The sequence below is a fragment of the Paenarthrobacter sp. PPS72 genome (genome assembly GCF_048537125.1).
GTDB lineage: Bacteria > Actinomycetota > Actinomycetes > Actinomycetales > Micrococcaceae > Arthrobacter > Arthrobacter nitroguajacolicus_E.
Window position 1 is genome coordinate 47,113 of the sequence record NZ_JBLYIE010000017.1, and the last position, 24,037, is coordinate 71,149.

Sequence of the window (24,037 nt, forward strand, 5' to 3'; positions counted from 1 at the left end):
GGGTTACGCCGCGGGAATAGTGGTTTACTACTCAGGAAAGCTTGTTCAACCGAGGAAGAGCGCCATGTCTCAAAGCCAGTCGCGGTCCACGAGCCCGACCAACTGGCAACCCAACCAGCAGGAGCGGGAAGGTCTCTGGATCTTCACGCGCGTGCGCGACTTCGTTGACAACATTGCCAACACTTCCCCTGCCCGTTTGGCGTTGACCGTCTTTGCCGTGGTCATCCTGGTCTTCACTGGCTTGCTGTCCCTCCCCGCCGCTTCCACGGCCGGAACAGTTACGCCGCTCCACCAGTCCATGTTCACGGCGGTCTCGGCCGTCTGCGTCACAGGCTTGACCGTGGTTTCCACCGCCACTCACTGGACCTTCTTTGGCCAATTGGTCATTTTGGTGGGCATCTTCGTTGGCGGCCTCGGCACGCTGACCCTCGCCTCGCTGCTGGCCCTCATGGTCAGCAAACGGTTGGGCGTCCGTGGCAAGCTCATCGCCCAGGAAGCCATGAACAACGCGGGCAGGCTCGGCGAGGTTGGTACGCTGCTGCGCATTGTCATCGTCACGTCCGTGGTGATTGAGGCGGCCTTGGCAATAGCCCTGATTCCCCGCTTCATGGTGCTGGGCGAACCTTTCTGGCAGGCCGTCTGGCATGGCGTGTTCTACTCGATCTCCTCTTTCAACAATGCCGGCTTCACGCCCCATTCGGACGGCATCGTCCCCTACGAAACAGACCTCTGGATCCTCATCCCGCTCATGTTGGGCGTTTTTCTCGGCAGCCTCGGCTTCCCCGTGGTGATGGTGCTGCAGCAGAACGGACTCAACTGGAAAAAGTGGAACCTCCACACCAAGCTCACCATCCAGGTCTCCTTCATCCTGCTCGCGGCAGGCACGGTCCTGTGGGCTTTGATGGAGTGGGACAACGTGCGCACCATCGGCCGCATGGACATGGGCGACAAGGTGATCCATTCATTATTCGCTTCAGTCATGACGCGCTCGGGTGGCTTCAACCTGGTGGACCAGAACCAGATGGAATCCACCACCATGCTCCTCACGGACGCCTTGATGTTCGCCGGTGGCGGTTCCGCGTCCACGGCGGGCGGCATCAAGGTGACCACCATCGCGGTCATGTTCCTGGCCATCATGGCTGAAGCCCGCGGCGACGCCGATGTGAAGGTCTACGGACGCACGATTCCGCAGGGCACCATGCGGGTGGCAATCTCCGTGATCGTGGCCGGAGCCACCCTGGTATCGGTGGCGGCCTTCCTGCTCCTCTCCATCAGCGGCGCTTCACTGGACCGGGTGCTCTTTGAATCCATCTCCGCTTTCGCCACCGTGGGACTGAGCACCAACCTCAGTGCCGAGCTGCCGCCGTCGGGCGTCTATGTCTTAACCGCGCTGATGTTTGCCGGTCGCGTGGGCACTGTAACCCTCGCGGCCGGGTTGGCCCTGCGCCAACGCAGCCAGCTGTATCACTACCCGGAAGAGAGGCCAATCATTGGCTAGTAGCACAGGGGCAGCCAACCGTCCCGCCCACAACGCACCAGTGCTGGTGATTGGCCTTGGCCGGTTTGGTTCTGCCACCGCTGAGCAACTGGTGAAGCAGGGCCGTGAAGTCCTGGCTATTGAACGCGATCGGACCCTCGTCCAGAAATGGGCTCCCGTTCTCACGCACGTGGTGGAGGCCGACGCCACCAACATTGATGCCCTCCGTCAGCTCGGCGCCCAGGAATTCAGCTCAGCGGTGGTGGGTGTGGGTACCTCCATCGAGTCCTCCGTGCTCATCACAGTGAACCTGGTGGACCTGGGCATCCAGCACCTCTGGGTCAAAGCCATCACGCCCTCGCACGGCAAAATCCTCACCCGGATCGGCGCCAACCACGTGATCTACCCGGAGGCCGATGCCGGTGTCCGGGCAGCCCACCTGGTATCCGGGCGAATGCTGGACTTCATCGAGTTCGACGACGACTACGCAATCGTCAAAATGTACCCTCCCAAGGAAACCGTGGGCTTCACCCTGGAGGAGTCCAAGGTCCGCTCGAAGTACGGCGTGACGATCGTCGGCGTGAAGACGCCCGGTGAGGACTTCACCTACGCGCGGCCGGAAACCAAAGTGTCCGGCCACGACATGTTGATCGTGTCCGGACACGTGGACCTGCTGGAGCGCTTCGCAGCACGCCCGTAATCCGTGGGAGTTTTTGTACAGCTAACGCCCTTTAGACGCTCCTTTAGGGGCGTTAGCTGTACAAAAACTCCGAGAGGTTAGCCGAGCTGCTTGGTGATCTCTGCGGCGCGGGCTGCTGCCGCGCGGGCTCCGTCGGCAATGATCTTGGGGATCCCGCCGTCGTCGAAGGTGGCGATGGCCCGCTCGGTGGTGCCGTTGGGGCTGGTGACGGCGATGCGGAGCGCTGAAGGGTTTGCTCCCGGTTCGGCCAGCATGAACCCGGCGCCTGCCACCGTTTCACGTGCAAGCGTCACGGACAGTTCTTCGTCCAGACCAAGCTCCACGCCCGCCGCGGCCATGGCTTCGGCGAGGTAGAACGCGTAGGCAGGGCCGGAGCCACTGATAGCTGAGAGTGCGTCCACTTGTTCTTCGGGAATCTGGACCACTGTGCCGGCGCCGGCCAACGCCTTCTTGGCCTTTTCGAGCTGCTCAGGCGTGCAGTGGGTACCCGGGGAGACAGAGATGACGCCGCGGCCCAGCCTTGCCGGAGTGTTGGGCATGGTGCGGATCACCGGCTGTCCATCCGGGAGTGCAGCTTCGAGCTGGGCAATGGAGACTGCCGCCGCGACGCTGACAACAACCGTGTCCTTCCCCAGTGCGGGGCTGATCTCCCGGGCCAGGTCCAGGATGCCCATCGGCTTGACGCCCAGAACCACCATGCTGGAGCCCTTGGTGGCCAGCTTGTTGTTATCCGGCTCCTCCTCGCCCGCAATGGCCATGACCCCGTGGCGTTGCGCGAGCTCATCGGCGCGTTCAGCGCGGCGGACGGTAGCGACGATGTCTGACGGGTCCGTCCCGGCGGCCAGTAGCCCTCCCAGGATTGCCTCGTTCATGGATCCACAGCCAAGGAATGCGATTCGGTTGCTCATGGCTCCATCATTGCAGTTGGGCTTGGACGGGGTCTAACGAATTCCGGATTCCCAGCTTGCTCCCAAGGTTATTGCAGGCAGCACCCATCCTTGGTCCGTAACTTAGTAGTTACCTCATTGAGGGTGCGAGTGATGAGGCGGGCATGGGGATGTCCGCCAGCAGCACCGGTGGCCGGGCGGGTTTTCCCCCATTTCCCGATTCGGCCGCCGGTGCTTTCGCTTTTAAGGGCCCGACGACGATGGCCCGACAGCGTGGGTCCCGACGGCGCGAGGCCCGACTGCGCGAGTCCCGCCTTTGTTCGCCTGACACACCCTTGTGGGGCGGGTCAGACGAACAAGAGCGGGATATGTGGCTCCGCTAGTTGTCGGCTCCGCTAGTTGTCTACGCTGCGCAGCAGTGGAACGCTGAGATGGTGCCGGGCAAACCGCAGGGTTTCAGCCAGCATTTCCTCGCGCTCTCCCGCTACCTTCGCCTTACGGGTTGAAATCTCGGCCACTACTACTCCGTCGAAACCCGTGGCTGCCAAGTGCTGCAGGGCGTCGGCACACTGCTGAGTTCCGGTGCCGGGCACCAGGTGCTCGTCCTTGCCGGAACCCGAACCATCGGTGAGATGGACGTGCCTTAGCTTGTTCCCCAAGGCTTTGATGGCTTCCAGGCTGTTGGCTCCCGCTGTGGCGGCGTGCGAGAAGTCCCACGTGACGTCGTCGTAATCCTGGCCCAACGGGTCCCAGTGCGGAAGGTAGGCGACCGCCTCGCGCCCACGGACGCGCCATGGGTACATGTTCTCCACGGCGATGCGCACCCGGTACCTGGCAGCGATTTCACGAACGCCTTCGACGAAGTTCTCCGCATAGTTCGACTGCCAACGGAACGGCGGGTGGACCACCACGGTGTCGCATCCGACGTCCGCGGCCATTTGGCAGGATTTCTCGATCTTGTTCCACGCAGTACCCCACACCTGTTGGGTCAACAACAAGGTGGGGGCATGGATGGAGACGATCTCCTGGTGGTACCGGTGGCTTAGCTGGATAAGGGCGTCCGGGTTCTGGCTCACCGCATTGTTGGTGACCATCACCTCCACGCCTTCGTATCCCAGGTCCTGCGCCACCGCGAAAGCGTCGTGGACGCTCAGGGGGTACACGGATGCGCTGGACAGCGCCACGGGAATTTGGCGGTCATTCACTTCAGGTTCGACGTCGTTGCTCATCTCAGGAGGCCAGCCCGCCTGCCACGGGGGCTGGGACGGGTGAAAGGGAGGGTGTGTTTGCGGGGACGGGGAATTCTTTGAACCCGGGGTGGGGTTCTTCTTCGGGAGCCTTCGCCGCTTCCTTGGCTGCTTTTTTCTTGAACTTGTCCTTCTTGCGTTTCCCCACGTGCGGCGCCGGGTCCAGGGCTTCCTCAAAGACCAACTGGTCCAGTCGGCGCAGGATCAAGCCTTCGCGGAGGGCCCAGGGACAGATCTCCATTTTGGGGAATTCAAAGAGTTCCAGCGCCGCTTCAGCAACCAGCGCCCCTGCCAGCAACTGGCGGGCGCGGGCATCGGAGACGCCGGGAAGGTACAACCTGTCCTCAACCGTCATGGCTGAAATCCGCTGTGCCCACAGACCCAGGTCCGCCGCGTGGAGCTCACGCTTCACGTACGGTCCTGCCGCGCTGGGGGCTGCACCGGCAATGCGCGCCAAGGAACGGAAAGTCTTGGACGTTCCGGCCACCAGGTTAGCCCGACCCAACTCGTGGAAGTCCCGAACCACGGGTTTCAGCGTGGACCGGATGTAGCGCCGGAGTTCCTTCACGCTCTTGGCGCTGGGCGGATCGTCATGGAGCCAATCCCTGGTCAAGCGGCTGGCCCCCAGGGGAACGGAGGTGGCGCGCTCAGGAAGTTCATCGGTCCCATAAGCCATTTCGAATGATCCACCTCCGATGTCCAGGTCGAGAATGGGACCTGCACCCCATCCATACCAGCGTCGTACAGCGAAGAAGGTCATGGAGGCTTCTTCGCTGCCCGTAAGTTCCTGGAGGGTCACCGTGGTCTCGTGCTTGACCCGGGCCAGGACCTCGGGCCCGTTGGTTGCCTCCCGAATGGCCGAGGTACAGAACGCCAGCAGGTCCTCTGCCTTGTGGCTGGCCGCGAACTCCCAGGCTTCCAGGACGAACTCGATGAGCTCGTGTTGGCCGGCGTCGTTGATGTTGCCATCGCCGTCGAGGTACTGCACCAGTGAAAGGGGGCGCTTATGGGAAGCGAAAGCTACCGGACGCGCGCCGGGGTGAGCGTCCACCAGCAGTAGGTGGACGGTGTTGGACCCAATGTCGAGAACGCCAAGACGCATTCTGCCATTATTCACCGATTCGGAGCCCGGGAAGCAACTTGGCGACGACGTTTCGCTGACCGGATGGTTACCGGCAGCTTGGGCCACCGCTATTCGGCGGACTCCCCGCCTTCGTCGGCTCGCTTGAAGTCGCGCCGAATGTTCGAAATGCCCTCGGGATCGATTTCGAAGCCGAATTCGCTTCCGGGGTTGATGACCATGCCAAGCTCGTCCCCGATGTTGCCGAGGATCGCTGAACCCATAGTGCCAAGGACGTGCGGGGCAGCTTCGAGGAAACGCTCATCGACGCGGCTCGGGTGGCTGAAAACGGCGAGGACAGGCTGGCCGTCGGCGTTGGAAAGCACCAAAGGCTCCACCGAAGAGTCCGGACCATCCACGGCCTCGGAGCTGACGAGGTAGACCTCGTTGTTCAGGAAAGCGAGGATGACGTCCACCGGGTTCGCGTCCGGCTGGTCGGCCGAGGCGAGCTTGGCCTCAAGGTCATTCAAGGGTTCGTTGTCCGGTGAAACCGTCTGTTCAGTCATGGTTCTACTCGACCACGATGCCGGCCGGGACGCAATTCGCGAATGCTGCCCCGGCCGTCATGGCACTACTTCTTGGCTGCAGCCTACTTCTTGGCTGCAGCCTTCTTCTTGGCCGGTGCCTTGCGGGTGGTGGTCCGCTTGACCGGCCCCTTGGCCCGCTTCTCTGCCAAAAGTTCGACGGCGCGTTCCCGGGTCAGTTCCTCGAGGGACGTTGAGCGCGGCACAGTGATGTTGGTGACGCCGTCTGTGATGTAAGGGCCAAAGCGGCCTTCCTTCACCACAATGTTCTTTTCGGAGACGGGGTCGGGACCGAACTCAGCCAGCGGCGGTACGGAAGCGCGGGCGCCCCGCTGCTTGGGCTGGGAGTAGATCTCCAGTGCCTGTTCCAAGGTGATCGTGAAGATTTCCTCTTCCGAACCGATGGAGCGGGAATCCGTGCCCTTCTTCAGGTAGGGCCCGAAGCGGCCGTTCTGCACCGTGATGGGGTTGCCGTCTGCATCCTCGCCGAGGACCCGGGGCAAGCTCATGAGCGCGAGGGCCTCATCCAAGGTGATCGAGTCCACCGTCATGGACTTGAACAGGGACCCGGTACGCGGCTTGGCCTTCACCGGCTTCTTGGGAGGCTTGGGCTTGCCGTTCTTGTAGTACTCCAACGGTTGGTTGGCCAGCTGTTCCTCGGTCATTTCAGGAATGATCTCGGTGACGTATGCGCCGTAGCGGCCATTCTTGGCAACGATGGTGTGGCCGGTGTGCGGGTCGGTTCCCAGAACCCGTTCCTCCGGTGCTGCTGTCTCCATGAGCTCTTTGGCTTTGTCGGCCGTGAGTTCGTCGGGAGCGAGTTCCTCGGGGACGTTGGCCCGCGCGGATTCGACTACTTCGCCGGTCTTCGCATCCAAGGTGGGGATGGAGCTTTCCAGGTACGGTCCGAACTTTCCCACACGCAGCGTGATGCCATCAGCGATGGGGACGGAGTTGATCTCGCGGGCGTCGATTTCACCGAGGTTATTGACGATGCTCAGCAGGCCCGGATCTGCGTCTTCACCATAGTAGAAGTGCTTCAGCCAGGCAGCGCCCACGGCCTGGCCGTTGGCGATCTTGTCCAGGTCGCCTTCCATGTCAGCCGTGAACTCGTAATCCACGTAATCCGTGAAGTGCTGTTCCAGCAAACGGATCACGGAGAACGCGATCCAGCTGGGAACCAAGGCGGAGCCCTGCTTACGAACGTAGCCCCGGTCCTGGATCGTGGAGATCGTGGACGCGTAGGTGGACGGGCGGCCGATGCCCCTCTTCTCCAATTCAGCGGTCAGCGATGCTTCGGTGTAACGCGGCGGCGGCGAAGTTTCGTGACCCACAGCCACGATGTCCGTGGCCGTCAGCGAATCGTCCTTGGCCACGTTCGGCAGGCGACGAGCTTCATCGGAGTCATCATCACCACGGCTTTCGTCCTTGCCCTCTTCATAAGCTGCAAGGAAGCCGGGGAAGGTGATGACCGTACCGGAGGCGGAGAATTCGGCGTCGCGACCGTCAGCGGCCACTGCACCGAGGCGGATGGTGGCCGTGGAGCCCTTGGCGTCGGCCATCTGGGAGGCGACCGTGCGCTTCCAGATGAGCTCGTACAGGCGGAACTCGTCGCCGCTCAGCTGCTTGGCAACCTGGGCGGGAGTGCGGAAGGAGTCTCCCGCGGGACGGATGGCCTCGTGGGCTTCCTGGGCGTTGGCAGCCTTGTTGGCGTAAACGCGGGGGCTCCGGGGCACGTACTCGGGACCATAAAGCTCCGAAGCCTGGCGGCGGGCTGCCGTGAGTGCTTCATCGCTCAAGGCAGACGAGTCGGTACGCATATAAGTGATGTAGCCGTTTTCATACAGGCGCTGGGCAACCTGCATGGTGCTCTTCGACGAGAAGCGGAGCTTACGGCCGGCCTCCTGCTGCAGCGTAGAGGTGGTGAACGGCGCGGCAGGACGGCGGGTGTACGGCTTGGTATCTACGGATCGGACGCGGAAATCAGCGTTCTCCAATCCGGTGGCCAACGATGTAGCGAGTTCCTCGTTGAGGTGCACCACGTTGGAGGAGGTGAGCTCCCCGTTGTCGTTGAAATCGCGGCCGCTGGCTACCTTGGAACCGTTCACGGCGGCAAGCTTGGCTTTGAACGAACCCGAGTCTGAGCCGAACTGGCCTGTGAGGTCCCAGTAGGAGGCTGCCCGGAAGGCCATGCGCTCACGTTCGCGGTCAACCACCATGCGGGTCACCACGGACTGGACACGGCCGGCCGACAGTCCGCGGGCAACCTTGCGCCACAGGACGGGCGAGATCTCGTACCCGTACAGGCGGTCAAGGATGCGGCGGGTTTCCTGGGCATCCACCAAGGCGGTATCCACATCGCGCAGGTTGTCCATGGCGCGGTGGATGGCTTCCTTGGTGATTTCACCGAAGGTCATGCGGTAGACGGGAACCTTGGGCTTCAGTACCTCCAGGAGGTGCCACGCGATGGCCTCGCCTTCGCGGTCCCCATCGGTTGCGAGGTAAAGAGCGTCAGCATCTTTCAGCTGGGCCTTGAGCTCGGCGACCTTTTTCTTCTTGTCCGGGGAAACAACGTAGTACGGCTTGAAGTCGTTTTCGACGTCGACCGCGAACTTGCCCAGCGAGGTCTTCTTCAGTTCGGCAGGGAGGTCCGACGGCTGCGGGAGGTCCCGGATGTGGCCGATCGAAGCCTCGACGATGAAGCCCTCGCCAAGATACTTGGCGATGGTCTTGCTCTTGGCCGGAGACTCCACGATCACGAGTTTCTTGCCGGTTTTTGCCTTGCTGGGCACGGTGCTCCTACAGAAAAAATGTGTAATTGGGCTGGTGCCCATATTGGCCTAGTTCACCATAGTTTGCAGAATCCTGCGTTGTGATGCGGAACCAGGACGGACAGTCGAAGACCCGGGGGCTCTTACTGACCGGGCGCTACCCGGTCATCCGGGATCATTGACCACAAGGTTGCCACACGTTCGGCACCTTCCGGTATCCGGGTGGGATCCTCAAGTTCGTACTCCCGCAGAACCGCGCGGATTCTGTCCAGAAGTTCCCGGCGCTGAGGGTTGGTCAAGTACAGCAGGTTGCTGGAAAGGACCACTGCTGCCGGCTCTTCTCCCGTTTCCCCGCGTTGCCGTCGTTCCCCGCGGGCCTTGGCAAAGGCCGAAGCCCTGCGTCGGAAGGCATCAAGCTCCAAATCGACTACGGCAATCTCAGGGCTCGCAACACTGCCACCCGAAATAGTGAAGTCCGTTCCAGCCGCTTTCCAGCGCCGCTCCCGGGCATCACCGGCGTTTTCCGCAGGTGCCACGATCCCCCATTTCTGAAGGGCACGAAGATGGTAGCTCATGGCGCTGGGCGTTAGACCGGTCCTGGCAGCAAGTTCCGTGGCTGTGTGGCTGACCTGTGTGGCGTAGAGCTCAGAGATAACCTCGATCCGGGCTGCGTGCGCCAATGCACGGATAGCCTTGGGATCAGTGATCTCAACCGTCTTCTCGGCACGCTTCCGCCGAGGAACGTCGCCTGACGCTTGGGATGTTTCGTTGTTCGCAGTCACTTCATCAGTGTAGTCAGGGTCACTTCCCGGGGGTCCGGTGTTTGATGAGCGTGGCGTTGCACTCCGGATCATGCGCTGACTTGCGCCGGGTCTGGAAGGAGGTAGCCGTCCAGGACCAGATTGGTGACGTCTCGGAAAAGCCCGTCGCGGAAGGATTCTTCATCGAAGTCTTCACCCCCGCCCAGGAGCGCGACCAATGCCGAAGCGATCTGGCGGACCGACAATTGGCCGTCGCAGGCGGAGACGAACCCGGCCAGCTCGGTACTGAGCAGGTTGGTCCGGCGAAGGCCCGCCCCTTGCCTCAGGAGGATCACTCCAGGGTGGGCAGCCCCTGGACGCTGGTGTCTTTCCTCGGTGACGTCTTCGGCAACCACCAGGTGCGCCTCCGGGACCGAATGGGCAGCCACCCAATCAGCCCGTTCCACTGCAGCGCCCAGAGCCGGCCCGACTGGCTGCTCGATGGGGTAGGTGATTTCTTCGAAGCGGCTCATATTGGCCGCAAGCGGTGACGCCGGGCGCCGCAGCCAGATCATCCCGAAGCCAATTCCCTCGACGTTCCTCGAAGCAAAGTCATCCAGATAAGCGGCGTAGGCTTCCTTATATTGACGGCCCTCGCGGTTCTGTGAGGCGTCCTGCAGCCAGGTCTCCGCGTACTGCTCAGGACCCACCTGCTCCCGCTGGATGAACCAGACATCCAAACCCGAGTCCTGGAGCCATGCTTTGGGCCGGTCCTTCCAGTCCGTGCCGGAAGTAACCTCCCAGTTGCCCAGCATTTGCGCTGTTCCGCCGGGCTCGAGGACCTCGGCAAGGGACTGAACGAGGGAAGCCACGATGTCGTCACCGGGCAGCCCTCCGTCGCGGTACGTGAACTGGTCCGACGACGATTCGCCGCCCGTTCGCGGTGTGATGACGAACGGTGGGTTGGATACCACCAGGTCAAACTGCTCCCCTGCCACCGGTTCCAGGAGCGATCCGAGCCGAAGGCTCACCCGATCCTCCAGGTTGTTGGGGTCCAGCTCCAGTTCAGCGGCGTTCAGCAGAAGATTGAAGCGGGTGAACGCGAGCGCCCTTTCAGAAATGTCCGTGGCGGTGACATGCTCGCAGTGATGGAGCAGGTGGAAGGTCTGGATACCGCAGCCGGTTCCCACATCCAGGGCACGTTTGCTGTGCTTCCTGAAAGTGGTTTGGACCAGCGTTGTGGACGCACGCCCAATTCCCAGAACGTGGTCGTGCCTCAACACTCCCGGCTGCTGGTGGGCCGCGAGATCGCTGGCAACCCAAAGTTCGGCGCCGCCGCTGCCATCAGAGTTGGCGTCCCAACCATAGGGGCGCAGGTCCGCCTTGGCCCTGACCAGTTCTGAATCCATAGTCACCAGACCCAGTTCGGCAAGCCCCTGCGCACGGATGCCGGGGAGGGCGGAATCGATGTCCGCGATGGTCTGCGGTACAGCGAGCAGCCAGAGACGAACAATCATGGCCTGTGAGCGGAGGCCCGGGTCCTGCGAGTCCATGAGCCGCTCACTGGCAAGGAGCGCTGGAATCAGCTGGTCCCGGCCAAGTGCTTCTGAGGCCGAGGCCCCCAGGAGTTCAGCTACACCGTCCACTGAGTAGTTGAGGGCACGAAGGTCCGAGGCGAGCGCCGCAAGCATTTCGGGGCGGTCACTGCGGGGAGCGTCGTCAGTGTTGCCTGCGGTGAAGGAGGAAGCTGTGTCAGTCACCTTGCAAGTGTAGGGGCGTGGCAACATCCCCTTGGATCCTGAACCAGTGTTATGTGGACAAATCCCCCCGCTGGAACGCGGTAGCGTTGGATTCATGCTCAAGTTCTCCTCCCCAAGGCGCAGTGCGGGCCTTGTTGCCATCACCGCCGCGGTACTGCTGGGAGTCTGCGGCTGCCAGGCCCCGGTCAACATCGAAGACGCGGACGTTCCTGCCTGGAAGGATAAGGTTCTTCCCCCGGCAAGCGGCGTCGTGCTGGAGGACTCCGGCAGGATCCTTAACCGGGACCCATTGGTCAAGGAAACTCCCAATGTTCAGGCCGGAAGTTACACGCTCACCATGGCGTGCGATGGGGGCGGCAAGGCATACTTCGCGGTTTCCTCGGGAGGCAGCAAGGTCGCGGACGCGGCTGCAGCATGCAATGGCAACCGCGATGTGGTGAAGATCAAGGTGCCCGGTACCGGTCCCCTCAGCATCTCGACGAGCAGCGTCGACGCCCCGCTGATCTTTGCTTACCACCTGGTCCCTGCAGCCGTCTGAACAAGGCCGATACCAACCCTGATAGCTCTTTGGCTCGTAGCTGTACGGGCGTAAAGTCTGTGCATGAGCAGCAAGGCAGCTCGCTCGGTGATGCCACAGCGGCTGGCGAGAGCCGCCGTCGTCGTCCTTGTTGTGCTGGGCGGCAGCCTGACGGCGTGCGAATACACCTATGACGAGGACGGAAGGCCGGATGCCGGCCCCACTTCCACTGCCGGCAATGTAGTTCTTCCGCCCGATCCGGCTTTGGAGGAGACTGTCACCGGTGAGGCGCTCGAAGAGTGGGCGAAGTCCGCCCTGCCTGAGTCCCAGGGGCAGTCTTTCTACTCGAGCAGCGGTTACCTCAACCCCGGTGAGTCGAAGACTGAGCAAACAGTGCAACTGCCGGGAGGGACGTACGCGGTAACGCTGGCCTGCCGTGGCACCCGCCGGGTGACGTTTTCGGTCAAGGAGGGTGAAGTGGAACTGGTGAACCTGACGCTGGGATGCGCGAATGCACGCGTGAGCGTGGTCCAGCTGGAAAAGGACGCCATACTGTCCATCACCGTAGGGACCAGATCGGATGCCAACTTCACTTACCGGGTGAGCCGGCTCTGATTCAGTTGTCAGGCCGCTTCGCAGCCTCCGGGGCAGCGGAGCGTTTCCGGGCTGGAAGCACATTCCTCGCAGTACAGGGTCAAAGTACGGCAACTGAGGTTGGAGCAGTTCTCGAACTTGTTGGTGGGAGTAGAGCAGCGGACGCATTCGCCGATGGTCTTGGCGTCCTCGCTGAACTCGACGTGCATGCGTTTGTCGAAGACGTACAGCGAGCCCTCCCAAAGACCTTTGTCCTTGAACGTCTCGCCATAGCGAACGATTCCGCCATCCAACTGGTAGACCTCTTTGAAACCCCTGTTGACCATCAGGCTGGAGAGTACTTCGCAGCGGATGCCCCCGGTGCAGTAGGTGACAACAGGCTTGTCCTTGAGGTCGTCGTACTTACCGGAGTCGAGTTCCTTGATGAAGTCGTGGGTGGTGTCCACGTCCGGGACCACCGCATCCTTGAACTTGCCAATCTGCGCTTCGAACGCGTTCCGGCCATCGAAGAAAACTACGTCTTCACCACTGGACTTCCTGGCATCCACCAGCGCGTGAAGTTCCTCGGGTTGGAGGTGCTTCCCGCCACCCACCACACCGTTGGCGTCCACTTTCAACTCACCGGGCGCACCAAAGGACACGATCTCATCGCGGACCTTGACGCTGAGGCGCGGGAAATCTGCGGCGCTTCCCTCCGACCATTTGAAGTCGATGTCATGAAAACCCTTGTACTCACGAGTTGTCTTGACGTACTGCTTCATGTTGTTGAGCTCGCCGCCCACCGTGGCATTGATGCCGTCTTTGGAGATGAGGATCCTGCCGGTGAGGCCCAGCTTCTCGCACAGGGCACGCTGCCATAGACGCACGGCGTCGGGGTCGGCGATCGGGGTAAAGCCATAGAAGAGCACAATTCGGTTCAAAGCCACTATTAAAGATTACTTGGTGCAGCAAAAGCGGTTGGTTCCGTGCGGCCGACAGCTGGAGCCTCGCTGTGCGATGCGGCCGGAAGTCACAATTGCATAAGCAACCATCCTTGGGCTGACATGGCTCTGTTGCTTCATGGTGCGCTGGCATACTCTCTCTACATGAGTCCAGACGCCTTGGTTGAAGACATTGCGCACCTCTTGGAAGTCTGGGTAGCCGGTTGGGCCGGCTGCCGCGGCTATGAGTCACGCCTAGAGGGCCGCTTCCCTGCCGCACTTCGCGCCGACAAAACCGGTGACTGGGAGTATTTTGCCCATGACCCCTCGGACGAAGAGTTCGCCGCCCTTGCGGACAAGACCACTGAATCCCCCAACCGGATCCTGACTGTCCTGACCAACGACGTCCAACGATACAAATACCTCGCCGAACAGCGCGGCCTCACCGTGACGTCCGCATCCCAGACCATGATGATCGTGGACATGGAAACCCAGGATTCCGAGGATCCGTGGCTTCCTGACGACGATTTGGAGCTCGCGACCTACGAATCGAACGGCGTCCATCACGCGGTGGTCCATTCCGGTGAACAGGTTGCTGCCAGCGGCCGGGTCTACGTAGTCAACGGCACAGCCGTTTTCGACAAGATCGTCACTGAGCCTGACTTTCAGCGCCGTGGTCTGGGCAGTTTCATCATGAAGGCGCTCGCGGCCCAAGCCTTCTCGCACGACGTTGAAAACGGGCTTTTGTTGGCATCATTGGACGGCCAGAAGCTCTACTCCCATCTGGGTTGGGACGTGGTGTGCCACGTCCTCATGATGTCCAGTGGTGCAGAAGGTTCCGATCTGTCAGGAGCGTAAAAACCCTCCGCTTAACAGTCAGGCCCGACGGCGGCGCTCACAGGCGCCGCCGTTGGCGTGCCCGCAGAGTGACAGAATGATTCGGTGGCTGCACCTCAATCATTGATTTCCCTGCTGGGCCGGACGCCGGACCCCGAGCAGTTGCGCCATGTCCACACCATTCCCGCGCGAAAAGCCGTGAACGAACCCTGGCCCGGCTGGGCCCACCCGGACGTGGTGGCAGCTTACGGCGCACTGGGCATCCATGAACCGTACCGCCACCAGATCCAGGCGGCGGATCTGGCCCATTCCGGACAACATGTTGTCATTGCTACGGGAACCGCCTCCGGAAAATCGCTGGCCTATCAGCTGCCCGCGCTGGATGCTATTCACCGTTCAGAGCTGCGGGTCCTCTCCGACCCCGGAAAGATCCATGACGACGGCGCAGTGACGCTCTATTTGTCACCAACCAAGGCCTTGGCAGCAGACCAGCTCGCAGCGATCCGCTCGTTGAAATTGCCTACGGTCCGGCCAGAGACGTACGACGGCGACACCGACGTTTCGTCGCGGCGGTGGATCCGTGACCACGCCAATTTCATCTTGGCCAATCCGGACATGCTGCACTTCGGTATCCTTCCCAACCACACGTGGTGGGCACGATTCTTCCGGCGCTTGCGCTACGTCATTGTGGACGAAGCACATAGCTACCGCGGTGTCTTCGGCTCGCACGTGGCCAATTTGATGCGGCGCCTCCGCCGGATCTGCGCCTACTACGGTGCGGGCACTTCCTTCCCTGAGCCGGTCTTCATAGCTGCTTCAGCCACAGCTTCCGATCCCGGAGTCTCCTTTGGGCGTCTTATCGGCGCTCCCGTCCGGGAAGTTTCCGAAGATTGCTCACCGCACGGTTCTACGACCGTGGCATTTTGGGAGCCCGCCCTGACCGACGTCAAAGGCGAGAACGGTGCTAAGCAGCGCAGGACAGCCGTTGCTGAGACTGCGGACATCCTTGCCAACTTGGTTTCCTCTCGTGTCAGGACCATCGCGTTCATCAAGTCGCGGCGCGGCGCCGAGTCCATTGCATCCATCACCAAGAGACTCTTGGACGAGGTGGATCCCAGTCTCCCCGGGCGCGTGGCTGCCTACCGTTCCGGGTATTTGCCCGAAGAACGGCGGTCCTTGGAACAGGCTTTGAGGTCCGGCCAGCTGCTGGGGGTCTCCAGCACGTCCGCCTTGGAACTAGGCATCGACATTTCGGGTCTTGATGCCGTGCTGGTCGCTGGATGGCCTGGCACCAGGGCTTCGCTCTTTCAGCAGATCGGCCGTGCAGGACGTGCAGGACAGGACGCCATTGCCGCTTTTGTAGCCAGCGACGATCCCTTGGATACCTATCTGGTGAACCACCCGGAAGCCATCTTTGACGTTTCCGTGGAAGCCACAGTCTTCGACCCCGGTAATCCCTACGTCCTTGGCCCCCACCTCTGCGCGGCGGCGGCGGAGTTGCCGATTGGTCCGGCAGAGCTCGATCTCTTCGGCACCACTGCCGAGGGGCTGCTGGATCGTCTGGTGGTACAGGGCTACCTCCGCAAGCGGCCGGCGGGATGGTTTTGGACCCACCCGGAGAGCGCTGCCGGAATGGTGAATCTCCGTGCAGACGGAGGGGGACCTGTCAGCATCGTTGACGCCGAGACCGGGTCCCTCTTGGGAACCATGGACTCGCCCCAAACCCACTATCAAGCCCACACGGGCGCCATCTATGTCCACCAGGGTGACAGCTATCTGGTGGAGGAGCTCAACGAAGCCGATCACTGCGTCATGGTCCGCCGGGTAAATCCGGACTTCTACACCACGGCCCGTGATGTAACCCAGATCGAAGTCCTTGAAACCTCGCGCTCGGTCCAATGGGGTGACATCACCGTGCACTTCGGCGACGTCAAAGTAACCACCCAAGTGGTCTCCTTCCAGCGCAAGGCATTGATTTCGAATGAGATCCTCGGTGAAGAACCCTTGGACCTGGGTGCTCGGGACCTGTTTACCAAGGCGGTCTGGTTCGTTGTGGACAACCGTTCGCTGCACGGAGCGGGATTGGTGGAAGCGGAGTTCCCCGGGGCTCTGCATGCAGCTGAGCATGCGGCTATTGGGCTCCTCCCCCTGGTGGCTTCCAGTGACCGCTGGGACATTGGTGGCGTCTCCACTGCCCTTCATGCTGACACCGGCGTGCCAACGATCTTCGTTTACGATGGCCATCCAGGCGGTGCCGGATTCGCTGAACGGGGCTTTGAAAAGGCCAGGATTTGGCTGACTGCAACCCGGGAGGCAATCAAAGCCTGCGAGTGCGATGCCGGCTGCCCGTCCTGCGTTCAGTCCCCTAAATGCGGCAACAAGAACAATCCCTTGGACAAGGCAGCCGCCATCACGCTCCTTGACGTCTTGTTGAAGGACGCCAGCTAACCAAGGACGGCGTCTGAACACCGCTCTCGTCGCGTCCGTCCGGCCGGAAGCGAGTCCGGTGCACCGCCTACGGAGGGGGTCCCGCCCGCGCGCGGCCAGTGGCAGCTCCCCATTGGAAGAAGTGCGCCAACTCGGTGCCTACCTCCACCACGTCCCCGGCGGCCACCGTGCAGGACGTGAGCTTCGCATCGTGCTTCCCGGCCACGCCTGCGGCCACTGAACAGGGTTCCCCGGAGGTGAGGCCCCGGGCAGCATCCGCGGCGGCAAGGGCTGCAAGGTCTGCCGCCGCCGCGGCCCGGGATGCCATCACCCCGGCCTGCGCCAGGAGAAGCAGTCCGAGAAGCATGGCCATCACCACAGCCCCTAAGGCGAGAACGAGCACGGTTCCAGCGCCGCGTTCACGCTGGGTGCTTGTCCTGAACTTTCTCACGGGCTACCCGATTCTGCCCGCGCCGATGCCGAGGCCTTCAGCGTCCATGGAATAAGCGGGCCCAGCGCCCCACCAACTGGCGACGAAGCTGTCACGGTCAGCCACTCGCCGTCGTCGGTCATCGATGAGGTGGCGCTCTCTCCGGCGAGTCGCTTAACGATCCCCTCCACCGAGCCGGTCGTCTCACCCCGGGCGGAGGCGCGCGCTCCCGCCCTCACCGCTTCCTCGAGCCGGAGTTGGGTGATACCCGCTGCACCGCCTGCCAGCAGGAATGCCAGGAGCAATACAACGGCCGGCAAAGCGACGGCGAACTCCGCAGTGACAGCGCCTCCTTCCGTCTCCTTCCGGGACGTTCTCCCGCGGGCAGGCAGCACATCAATCATGGCAAGGACAACGCCGTACGGATCAGGTTGAGCAGGAAGCCGCGGACCTCCTCGCTCCGAAGGATGACCACAAGGAGGCCCGCGAGCCCAACAGCAGCAAGCGTGGCAATAGCGTACTCGGCGGTGGCCATGCCCACTTCCGAGCCCATCAGCTTGATCCGTGTGCTTGCCCTTGTCCTGAAGCCAGCATCCTCAAATCGTTCGTCGTCGGGCTCCACAAATTCCTCAAAGCCGAGTCCTAACTGCAAGAGTTTCTCCTCGAGACCGAATCGCTCGAGGTCGTTGTGTTCGAGCTGGTACTCGGCGAGTTCGTCGGGCTGGTCTATCACCGGCTCCGCGGAGGGATCCTCAAAGACTTCATCGGGAGCCGCCCGATCCCGGGGCATGTCACTGAGAAGACCAGGAAGCATGGTGGGCAGTGTTTTCACGGTGGATTTCCTTCCAAGAATTGCCGGCTATCTGCCGACAGAACCGACTCTTCCGTAGCGAGGGATAGCCCGGAAGAAGTCGATTCCTGCAAGTGGATAACCACTCCGAACCGGCCGGGTGTGGAGGAAAGGTTGTTGCTGCCAAAGCCAAGCTCCCCAGCACGAAACGCCCGGCACCAAGGGTGCCGGGCGTTCCTGTACGCGTTTCCTCCCCATTCATGGTCTTCTCTTCAATAGCCCCCATCTCAGCCTGGGGGAAGCATGGCGATCAGGACCGGGACGATGCCGAGACAGATAAAGGCCGGCAAGGAACAGAGACCCAAAGGAACCACCAGCTTTACGCCGAGGGCAGCTGCCCTTTTCTCCGCTTCCCGGAACTGCCCACGCCGTTCCCTCGCAGCCTGTGCGTAGAGGATGGAAGCAGACGGCGCGCCAGTCAGGGCTGCGAAAGCCAACGCTTCCTTGAGGCGGACCACTTCTGGCGCATGCCTGGTGGGAGTCCGCCAAGCAGTTTCCCAATCGGCACCGATGGCCAGCGCGGCAGCAACAGGCCGGAGTGATTGCCCGATCGTCGGGGAGGCACACTTTGCTATCAGTTCCAGAGCCCGCCCAACTCCAGCGCCGGCGTCGAGCATCGAAGCTACCAATTCCAGCATCATTGCAGTGTCACGAAGACCGTCCGATGCCAGGTCACCTTGGGTTGCCACAGAGAAGTCCTGTTGCGCCTCAGCCTCTCTGGACCAATGACGAAACTGCGCTCTCAACGTCGCGGGTACGGCGAAGCTGATGAATGCGGCCAGCGCCATGACCGCCATCATCACCAAGACCGGCGCTACTGACATCAGTGGCCGCCAGCCGCGGACGCCACCAACCGCGAAGACCAAACCCGTCCGGCTACCGTCAGGAGCAGTCCGGCCGCGAAGGTGGCAACACCCAGGAAGTTATTCAGCAGGATCCCCAATGGATCCACGCCCAATGCCATCCCCAGACCAAGTCCGAAAACCGGGAGCCACGACAATAGGCGGACGGTGGCTTTGGGCCCTGCGAGTGCTGTCTGCCGGGCAGCTTCGGAGTCTTCTTCGGCTTCCAGTTGGGCTGCAAAGCGGGTGAGGAGTTCGGCAAGAGGACAGCCGCTGGTTTCCGCGATATCCAGGCATGCTGCCAATTCCATCCACACACGGCGTTCAGGACTTCCGCGCCGCGGATACGCTTTCGCTGCCGTGCCACGGATGGCTTCAGCCGGCGAATTTCCTACGGTGGACGCTGCCCGTGCTGCCGCGAGTACTTGCAAGGACTCGTGGGACAGCCCGGCGTTTCCCTTCTGCCTTGATATATCCGTACCCGCACCCGCACCACCGTCCGTCATCTGCCGTGAACCGTGGACAATCCATAGCTCTTCCCACAGCCTGGAAGTTCCCCGCCCGCCGCGCAAAAGGGCGGCGAGCTGTTGCACCAGCACCACAAGCGGCAAAGGCTCATTCCGCCTCTGGCGTCGTGGAGGCCCGGGCCACACTTTCACACGTGCGTTGGCCCTCTCTGCCCGGCCGATCGGCTCCCCCAGGCTTATCCGGAGACGCCGGCTGCCAACCCGATGGCCCCTCAGCTGCAGCCAGGCAGCAAGCGCCGCAATGAAGACAAAGGCTCCGATCACGGCTCGTCTCCAAAGCGTTCCAAGGACAGCCGGCCAGCGAGTTGGTTCCATGCTGGCCCTTGTGTCATTCCCGGCGAGCTCCAGCTGAGGGCTGGTACCACTTTCTGGCCCTTGCCGGTTTCGACGACGACCCCGATGGATGCCACCTTCCGTCCCGACGCGGTTCTGTCCACGTGAATCACCACGTCCAGGGCGCTGGAAACCTGCAGCCGGACGGCTTCGGCGTTCAAACCTGCGAGGGCGCCGAGGGCCACCAACCTTGCTGGCACAGCCTCGGCAGTGTTGGCGTGGATGGTGCCTCCGCCGCCGGTGTGGCCGGTATTCAGTGCCGTCAGCAATTCACGGACTTCGGCGCCGCGGCACTCTCCCACAATCAGCCTGTCGGGCCGCATGCGCAGTGCTTGACGGACCAATTCACCCAAGTCCAGGGCCCCTCCGCCCTCCAGGTTTCCGTGGCGTGATTCGAGGGTCACTACATGCGGGTGGACCGGGTTGAGCTCGGCGGCGTCCTCTATGAGCACCAGCCGCTCCGACGGATGGCTCAATCCGAGCATGGTGGAGAGCAGGGTCGTCTTCCCTGAGCCCGTGGCGCCGCTGATGAGGAAACTGAGTTTCTGCGCCATGATGGCACGCAGGACCGACTCGACGTGTTCCGAAAACATACCCCGCTCCCTCAACTCGGCGAGAGTGAACACCTCTTCCCGACGGATGCGGATGGACAGCAGGGTCCCGGCCGTTGATATGGGTGCGAGGACCGCATGCACCCGATACCCGCCACTGAGCCGGACGTCCACGCACGGGGAACCGTCGTCCAAACGCCTGCCCCCGGCTGAAACCAAGCGAGTTGCCAGTGACCTGATCTGTTGTTCAGTGTCGAAGTGCACCGCTGAACGTTCCAAGCCGTTGCCGCGGTCCAACCAGACTGAGTCAGGCCCGTTGACGAAGATGTCCGTGACTGCAGGATCCTGGGCGAGTTGCTGGAGGGGTCCCAACCCGTTCAGTTCCGCGCTGATGGATTCCGCAGCCTCCAACGCACCGGCAGAGCCCAGTAGCCTGCCGCTTGCCTGCACAGCTGCTGCCACCGTAGACGGGGTTACGGGTCCGTTCCCTGCGAGCACTGATTCCCGCACTGTCTCGAGAAGAACGGAGTCCAGCCTGCGGGCCTGCCGCCGGCGGGTTCCCTCGGCGAAACGGCTCACTGGATGGCTCCGTTCAGCTCCAGCACAGAACCGGCCAAACGGCTGATGGACTTCCGGCGTCCGAGTTCCAGCAATCGTCCAAGTTCGGTGCCTGCTGCGACACCGCGCATCTCTGGAAGGACGCCCAGCAGCGGCAGTCCCAGTGAGTCGGCGATCAGCGTTGCGTCCACGGAAGTGGCGATGGTTCCCCGGACCAAAAGTCCGGTGTCGATGGGCGGGAGCTCGCTGAGGACGCGCGTGGCCGCCACCGCGGATTTGAGGTTGGCCTTGGCCAGCAGCAGAATCCTGTCGCAGTCCCACGCGAGCGTCGCCAGTCCCTCCCCAGTGCGTCCGATGTCCACCAGGATGAGTTCAAAGCTTCGGCGTGCGGCGTCAACCACGGCAGCTACGGCGGCGGCCGGGGGATCTGGACGGATTCCCGGGTCCCTGGCCACGACAGGTAGGCGAAGCCGCCGGCCACTGGCAGGGAGTCCCGGAACCGGGAGGGATCTATGCTGCCGCGGGTTTCTGCGAAGTCCGGCCATCGCAAGCCGGGAATCTCGTCAGCCGTCACCGCAAGTTCAAGGCCTCCGCCCCAGCGATCACCATCGATGAGGACAGTACTGACGCCATGCCCGGCTGCGGCTTGGGCGAGCCAAATCGCGGTAGTGGTGGCGCCTGCCCCGCCGCTGCCGCCAATGATTCCCATGACCGTGCCTCCGGGATCCGGGGAGCCGGACATGCTGAGATGTTCAGCCAGCCAGGCTGCGGCCTCGGGGAGGACGGCGACCCGCTCAGCTCCCAGTACGGCAGCCAGACGCCATAGCCCGTCGCCTTCGGCGGCTTTACCAAGCAACACCGTGGGGGCTCTTCGCCTGGGCGGCAGTTCGCGGATGTCACTCCCCACGAGAACCACATCCGCGTTGTCCCAGCCGTGGACGGCTTCCGTCACGTCAGTGGCCGTTCTCAGGTTTCCGCCTGCCGCTGCGACTATCCGCTTGGCCTCTTCCTGGAGGTAGGGATCGCCGGAAACAAGCAGGATTCCGACGGCGTCGCGGGGCACCCAGTATCCATCCGCGTCCCCCTGCACCGGTTGTTTGCCGTTTTGCCCATGGTGCCTGCTGCTTTGCCTGTGCCCACGATCTCGCTTGCTCATGGGCTCCACATTTGTTGATTCGGCCAGCAGAAAGAAGGTCCAAATTCCCGTATGTGCACAACCTGGCGTGGCCGGAGCTGTGGAGGAGCAGTCCTTTCCTGCAACAGCAACAGCGACAGCACCACACCACCCTTCCGCACAGGGCAGAATGGACACCATGTATTTGCTGCTCGCCGCCCACCCGGAAGGCGCAGCCATACAAAGAATCTCCCCCACCGGTAAGGCTACTGCTGACGCGCGCGTCGTCACCCGCGCTGAGTTGCCCGGCGTCGTGCGTGAATTCGAAGCCCAGCGGCCCCGCTGGGTTTGGCATCGCACCCAGGATTGGTATTCGGACCTACTGACCCATGGCATAGAGCTGGAGCGTTGCCACGACCTCTCGCTCTGCGGGGCTATTCTGGCCCACTCGGAATTCACCGCCCACACGGACTATGCCAAGCATGCGGTCAAGCTCACCCAGGACGACGACTCAACACCGCCGCGGACTCTTCAGCCACCGCCACCGCCCGCGGATCAAGGGGCGCTCTTCGAGGACCCTTCACCATCGAACTCCGCAGCAGGGGTAGCTGAACTCAAGGAGGAGTTTGCAGCCCAACAGCACGCGATTTCCCAGGTCCCGGAAGCCAACCAACAGAAACAGCGCCTGCAGCTGCTGCTCGCCGCTGAGTCGGCATGCGCGATAATCGCCCTCGAGATGCAGCACGCCGGCGTCCCCTGGCGCGAGGAACTGCATCAGCAGATCCTCGCCGATGTGCTTGGACCCAGGCCGCCGCTGGGACACCGGCCGCCCGCCCTTGAGGCTCTTTGCGCCGAGCTTAGGAGCATCCTCAACTCCCCCAGCCTGAATCCGGACTCCCCGCAGGACCTCATGCGTGCATTGCACAGGAACGGGATCGAGGTGAAAAGCACCCGCCAATGGGAGCTGCAGGAATCGAAGCACCCCGCCATCCAGCCTCTGCTCGCCTACAAAAAGCTCTCCCGCCTGCACACCGCCAACGGTTGGTCCTGGTTGGACGCATGGGTGCGTGACGGCCGGTTCCACCCCGAGTACGTGGTGGGTGGAGTTGTGTCCGGCCGCTGGGCTTCACGCGGTGGCGGTGCCCTCCAGATCCCACGCAACATCCGGGCAGCGGTCCACGCGGATCCCGGTCACAAACTCATTGTCGCCGACGCCTCGCAACTGGAGCCAAGGGTCCTCGTGGCACTGGCGCAAGACACGAAAATGGCGGAGGCCGCCCGCGACAAAGACCTCTACGCCGGCATCGCAGCCCAAGGCTTTGGTGGTGACCGTGCGAAGGCAAAGATTGCACTGCTGGGAGCCATCTACGGTGCCACCACGGGCGAGTCTGGCAGGCTGATGCCGCAGCTCACGCGAACCTATCCCCGCGCCGTCGGGTTCGTGGAGCAGGCAGCCCGTGAGGGCGAAGCAGGGCGAACAGTAACCACCCGGCTGGGCAGGAGCAGCCCGCCACCGTCCGCCGGTTGGATACGGAGCCAGCAATCGGCCACCGCCGAAGAACAACGCCGCGCCGACAACCTGGCCCGGTCCAGGGGCCGCTTCACCCGCAACTTCGTAGTCCAGGGCTCGGCTGCTGAGTGGGCGGCCTGCTGGCTGGCGGAACTACGCCGGCGGTTGAGGGCCTCGCGCGCCGAAGGCTCGGCTATCGGGGAACTCGTCTTCTTCCTGCACGACGAAGTGATGGTTCATGCGCCCGACCACGCGGTGGACGCCTGTATCCGCGCCATCGAAGAAGCGGCTTCGGCAGCGAAAGAACTCATGTTCGGGCGGATCCCTGTGGAATTTCCGGTGAGTGTTGCCGTCGTCGATTCCTACGACAAAGCGAAGTAGCCGGACCATAGCCGGAAGCTGCGGGACTATCCAGTCACATCTCGCCATATGAGCCGGAATGACCCCGCAGTGACGGGTACTGCGAAGTAACTTTGGTTCGCGCCCGGTTCTGGATACTTTCACTATGTGGATAGTTTGCTGGTCCACATCTTTGTGCAAGGAAGCATCAAAAGGGGGAGCATTCGATGGCTGGCAGGTTTGAAATTCTCAAGGACAACGACGAAGGTTACCGGTTCCGTCTGACGGCGGCCGACGGAACCGTCGTGGCTGTCTCTCCCACGTTCACTCACCTTGAGGGCGTGGTTGCCGGGATCAACGCCGTGCGGGAAAACGCCGCCACCGGACTGATCGTTGACCGTTCGACGACGGCCCGCAAGGCTGCCTGAACGGTCCCGAGGGCGCAAGACCGGTGGGCACCGA

Annotated in this window: 24 protein-coding genes; 8 read left to right on the plus strand and 16 right to left on the minus strand. The window is 62.5% G+C overall.

What is annotated here, in order from left to right; translation table 11 throughout:
• The first annotated feature begins 64 nt into the window (after positions 1-64).
• Together ACLRGI_RS08265 and ACLRGI_RS08270 are read left to right on the plus strand one after the other, a co-directional pair.
• On the plus strand, positions 65-1,498 hold the full coding sequence (locus tag ACLRGI_RS08265) for a TrkH family potassium uptake protein (RefSeq protein ID WP_419201195.1): 1,434 nt from the start codon (positions 65-67) through the stop codon (positions 1,496-1,498).
• Positions 1,499-1,538: 40 nt separating this feature from the next.
• Complete coding sequence (locus ACLRGI_RS08270) at positions 1,539-2,177, plus strand: potassium channel family protein (RefSeq protein WP_011775951.1); 639 nt, start codon at positions 1,539-1,541, stop codon at positions 2,175-2,177.
• Positions 2,178-2,254: 77 nt separating this feature from the next.
• Here ACLRGI_RS08270 and proC read toward each other — a convergent pair whose 3' ends face one another.
• The 7 genes from proC to ACLRGI_RS08305 all read right to left on the minus strand — a co-directional run bounded on the left by proC (position 2,255) and on the right by ACLRGI_RS08305 (position 11,253).
• Positions 2,255-3,085, minus strand: coding sequence for a pyrroline-5-carboxylate reductase (proC, locus tag ACLRGI_RS08275; RefSeq protein ID WP_419201196.1), 831 nt, complete (start codon positions 3,083-3,085; stop codon positions 2,255-2,257).
• A gap of 374 nt (positions 3,086-3,459) precedes the next feature.
• On the minus strand, positions 3,460-4,293 hold the full coding sequence (locus ACLRGI_RS08280; protein WP_178995194.1) for a sugar phosphate isomerase/epimerase family protein: 834 nt from the start codon (positions 4,291-4,293) through the stop codon (positions 3,460-3,462).
• A gap of 1 nt (position 4,294) precedes the next feature.
• Positions 4,295-5,413 carry a Ppx/GppA phosphatase family protein gene (locus tag ACLRGI_RS08285; RefSeq protein ID WP_419201197.1) on the minus strand — a complete coding sequence of 373 codons (1,119 nt, stop codon included), beginning with the start codon at positions 5,411-5,413 and terminating at the stop codon, positions 4,295-4,297.
• Positions 5,414-5,502: 89 nt separating this feature from the next.
• Entirely contained in the window at positions 5,503-5,937 is a 435-nt protein-coding gene (locus ACLRGI_RS08290; RefSeq protein ID WP_419201198.1) for an SseB family protein, read from the minus strand.
• Between the two features lie 83 nt (positions 5,938-6,020).
• On the minus strand, positions 6,021-8,747 hold the full coding sequence (gene topA, locus ACLRGI_RS08295) for a type I DNA topoisomerase (protein WP_419201199.1): 2,727 nt from the start codon (positions 8,745-8,747) through the stop codon (positions 6,021-6,023).
• Between the two features lie 122 nt (positions 8,748-8,869).
• Positions 8,870-9,580: an ArsR/SmtB family transcription factor gene (locus tag ACLRGI_RS08300; protein WP_419201200.1), complete on the minus strand. Its 711-nt coding sequence runs from the start codon at positions 9,578-9,580 to the stop codon at positions 8,870-8,872.
• Positions 9,577-11,253, minus strand: a complete 1,677-nt coding sequence (locus ACLRGI_RS08305) for a DUF7059 domain-containing protein (protein WP_419201201.1) — start codon at positions 11,251-11,253, stop codon at positions 9,577-9,579. The genes ACLRGI_RS08300 and ACLRGI_RS08305 overlap by 4 nt, the downstream gene beginning before the upstream one ends.
• 67 nt (positions 11,254-11,320) lie before the next feature.
• Between ACLRGI_RS08305 and ACLRGI_RS08310 the strand changes: the two genes are divergently transcribed.
• Entirely contained in the window at positions 11,321-11,764 is a 444-nt protein-coding gene (locus ACLRGI_RS08310; protein WP_419201202.1) for a DUF6023 family protein, read from the plus strand.
• Positions 11,765-11,827: 63 nt separating this feature from the next.
• Entirely contained in the window at positions 11,828-12,358 is a 531-nt protein-coding gene (locus ACLRGI_RS08315; protein WP_419201203.1) for a DUF6023 family protein, read from the plus strand.
• 8 nt (positions 12,359-12,366) lie between these two features.
• On the opposite strand, the gene trhO is transcribed toward ACLRGI_RS08315, so the two are convergent.
• Positions 12,367-13,263, minus strand: coding sequence for an oxygen-dependent tRNA uridine(34) hydroxylase TrhO (trhO, locus tag ACLRGI_RS08320; protein WP_419201204.1), 897 nt, complete (start codon positions 13,261-13,263; stop codon positions 12,367-12,369).
• A 159-nt stretch (positions 13,264-13,422) separates the two neighbouring features.
• Between trhO and ACLRGI_RS08325 the strand changes: the two genes are divergently transcribed.
• Positions 13,423-14,115 carry a GNAT family N-acetyltransferase gene (locus ACLRGI_RS08325; protein ID WP_419201205.1) on the plus strand — a complete coding sequence of 231 codons (693 nt, stop codon included), beginning with the start codon at positions 13,423-13,425 and terminating at the stop codon, positions 14,113-14,115.
• Between the two features lie 84 nt (positions 14,116-14,199).
• Positions 14,200-16,542: a DEAD/DEAH box helicase gene (locus ACLRGI_RS08330; RefSeq protein ID WP_419201206.1), complete on the plus strand. Its 2,343-nt coding sequence runs from the start codon at positions 14,200-14,202 to the stop codon at positions 16,540-16,542.
• Between the two features lie 67 nt (positions 16,543-16,609).
• Here ACLRGI_RS08330 and ACLRGI_RS08335 read toward each other — a convergent pair whose 3' ends face one another.
• From ACLRGI_RS08335 to ssd, 8 genes are all read right to left on the minus strand, one after another.
• The gene (locus ACLRGI_RS08335; RefSeq protein ID WP_419201207.1) at positions 16,610-16,972 is read right to left on the minus strand and encodes an Rv3654c family TadE-like protein; all 363 of its coding nucleotides are present in this window, start codon (positions 16,970-16,972) and stop codon (positions 16,610-16,612) included.
• Positions 16,969-17,355: a TadE family type IV pilus minor pilin gene (locus ACLRGI_RS08340; protein ID WP_419201208.1), complete on the minus strand. Its 387-nt coding sequence runs from the start codon at positions 17,353-17,355 to the stop codon at positions 16,969-16,971. The genes ACLRGI_RS08335 and ACLRGI_RS08340 overlap by 4 nt, the downstream gene beginning before the upstream one ends.
• Positions 17,352-17,783, minus strand: a complete 432-nt coding sequence (locus tag ACLRGI_RS08345; protein ID WP_419201209.1) for a DUF4244 domain-containing protein — start codon at positions 17,781-17,783, stop codon at positions 17,352-17,354. Before ACLRGI_RS08345 ends, ACLRGI_RS08340 begins: the two co-directional genes overlap by 4 nt.
• 245 nt (positions 17,784-18,028) lie before the next feature.
• Complete coding sequence (locus ACLRGI_RS08350) at positions 18,029-18,625, minus strand: type II secretion system F family protein (RefSeq protein WP_419201210.1); 597 nt, start codon at positions 18,623-18,625, stop codon at positions 18,029-18,031.
• Positions 18,625-19,434 (minus strand): type II secretion system F family protein, encoded by an 810-nt coding sequence (locus tag ACLRGI_RS08355; RefSeq protein WP_419201211.1) that lies wholly within the window; start codon positions 19,432-19,434, stop codon positions 18,625-18,627. The genes ACLRGI_RS08350 and ACLRGI_RS08355 overlap by 1 nt, the downstream gene beginning before the upstream one ends.
• Positions 19,431-20,633: a TadA family conjugal transfer-associated ATPase gene (locus ACLRGI_RS08360; protein ID WP_419201212.1), complete on the minus strand. Its 1,203-nt coding sequence runs from the start codon at positions 20,631-20,633 to the stop codon at positions 19,431-19,433. Before ACLRGI_RS08360 ends, ACLRGI_RS08355 begins: the two co-directional genes overlap by 4 nt.
• Positions 20,630-21,067: a CpaE-like family protein gene (locus ACLRGI_RS08365; RefSeq protein WP_419201213.1), complete on the minus strand. Its 438-nt coding sequence runs from the start codon at positions 21,065-21,067 to the stop codon at positions 20,630-20,632. Before ACLRGI_RS08365 ends, ACLRGI_RS08360 begins: the two co-directional genes overlap by 4 nt.
• The gene (gene ssd, locus ACLRGI_RS08370) at positions 21,019-21,768 is read right to left on the minus strand and encodes a septum site-determining protein Ssd (RefSeq protein ID WP_419201214.1); all 750 of its coding nucleotides are present in this window, start codon (positions 21,766-21,768) and stop codon (positions 21,019-21,021) included. Before ssd ends, ACLRGI_RS08365 begins: the two co-directional genes overlap by 49 nt.
• Before the next feature lie 157 nt (positions 21,769-21,925).
• Here ssd and ACLRGI_RS08375 point away from each other — a divergent pair, with 157 nt between their 5' ends.
• Together ACLRGI_RS08375 and ACLRGI_RS08380 are read left to right on the plus strand one after the other, a co-directional pair.
• Positions 21,926-23,617 carry a bifunctional 3'-5' exonuclease/DNA polymerase gene (locus ACLRGI_RS08375; RefSeq protein ID WP_419201215.1) on the plus strand — a complete coding sequence of 564 codons (1,692 nt, stop codon included), beginning with the start codon at positions 21,926-21,928 and terminating at the stop codon, positions 23,615-23,617.
• Positions 23,618-23,802: 185 nt separating this feature from the next.
• Positions 23,803-24,003 (plus strand): YegP family protein, encoded by a 201-nt coding sequence (locus tag ACLRGI_RS08380; RefSeq protein WP_054808913.1) that lies wholly within the window; start codon positions 23,803-23,805, stop codon positions 24,001-24,003.
• Positions 24,004-24,037 lie beyond the last annotated feature (34 nt).

Coding starts and splice junctions, on each gene's coding strand:
- ACLRGI_RS08265 (WP_419201195.1), top strand. CDS start 65: ATGTCTCAAAGCCAGTCGCGGTCCACGAGCCCGACCAACTGGCAACCC.
- proC (WP_419201196.1), bottom strand. CDS start 3,085: ATGAGCAACCGAATCGCATTCCTTGGCTGTGGATCCATGAACGAGGCA.
- ACLRGI_RS08280 (WP_178995194.1), bottom strand. CDS start 4,293: ATGAGCAACGACGTCGAACCTGAAGTGAATGACCGCCAAATTCCCGTG.
- ACLRGI_RS08285 (WP_419201197.1), bottom strand. CDS start 5,413: ATGCGTCTTGGCGTTCTCGACATTGGGTCCAACACCGTCCACCTACTG.
- ACLRGI_RS08290 (WP_419201198.1), bottom strand. CDS start 5,937: ATGACTGAACAGACGGTTTCACCGGACAACGAACCCTTGAATGACCTT.
- ACLRGI_RS08300 (WP_419201200.1), bottom strand. CDS start 9,580: ATGATCCGGAGTGCAACGCCACGCTCATCAAACACCGGACCCCCGGGA.
- ACLRGI_RS08305 (WP_419201201.1), bottom strand. CDS start 11,253: ATGTTGCCACGCCCCTACACTTGCAAGGTGACTGACACAGCTTCCTCC.
- ACLRGI_RS08310 (WP_419201202.1), top strand. CDS start 11,321: ATGCTCAAGTTCTCCTCCCCAAGGCGCAGTGCGGGCCTTGTTGCCATC.
- ACLRGI_RS08315 (WP_419201203.1), top strand. CDS start 11,828: ATGAGCAGCAAGGCAGCTCGCTCGGTGATGCCACAGCGGCTGGCGAGA.
- ACLRGI_RS08325 (WP_419201205.1), top strand. CDS start 13,423: ATGAGTCCAGACGCCTTGGTTGAAGACATTGCGCACCTCTTGGAAGTC.
- ACLRGI_RS08340 (WP_419201208.1), bottom strand. CDS start 17,355: ATGATTGATGTGCTGCCTGCCCGCGGGAGAACGTCCCGGAAGGAGACG.
- ACLRGI_RS08350 (WP_419201210.1), bottom strand. CDS start 18,625: ATGTCAGTAGCGCCGGTCTTGGTGATGATGGCGGTCATGGCGCTGGCC.
- ssd (WP_419201214.1), bottom strand. CDS start 21,768: ATGAGCAAGCGAGATCGTGGGCACAGGCAAAGCAGCAGGCACCATGGG.
- ACLRGI_RS08375 (WP_419201215.1), top strand. CDS start 21,926: ATGTATTTGCTGCTCGCCGCCCACCCGGAAGGCGCAGCCATACAAAGA.
- ACLRGI_RS08380 (WP_054808913.1), top strand. CDS start 23,803: ATGGCTGGCAGGTTTGAAATTCTCAAGGACAACGACGAAGGTTACCGG.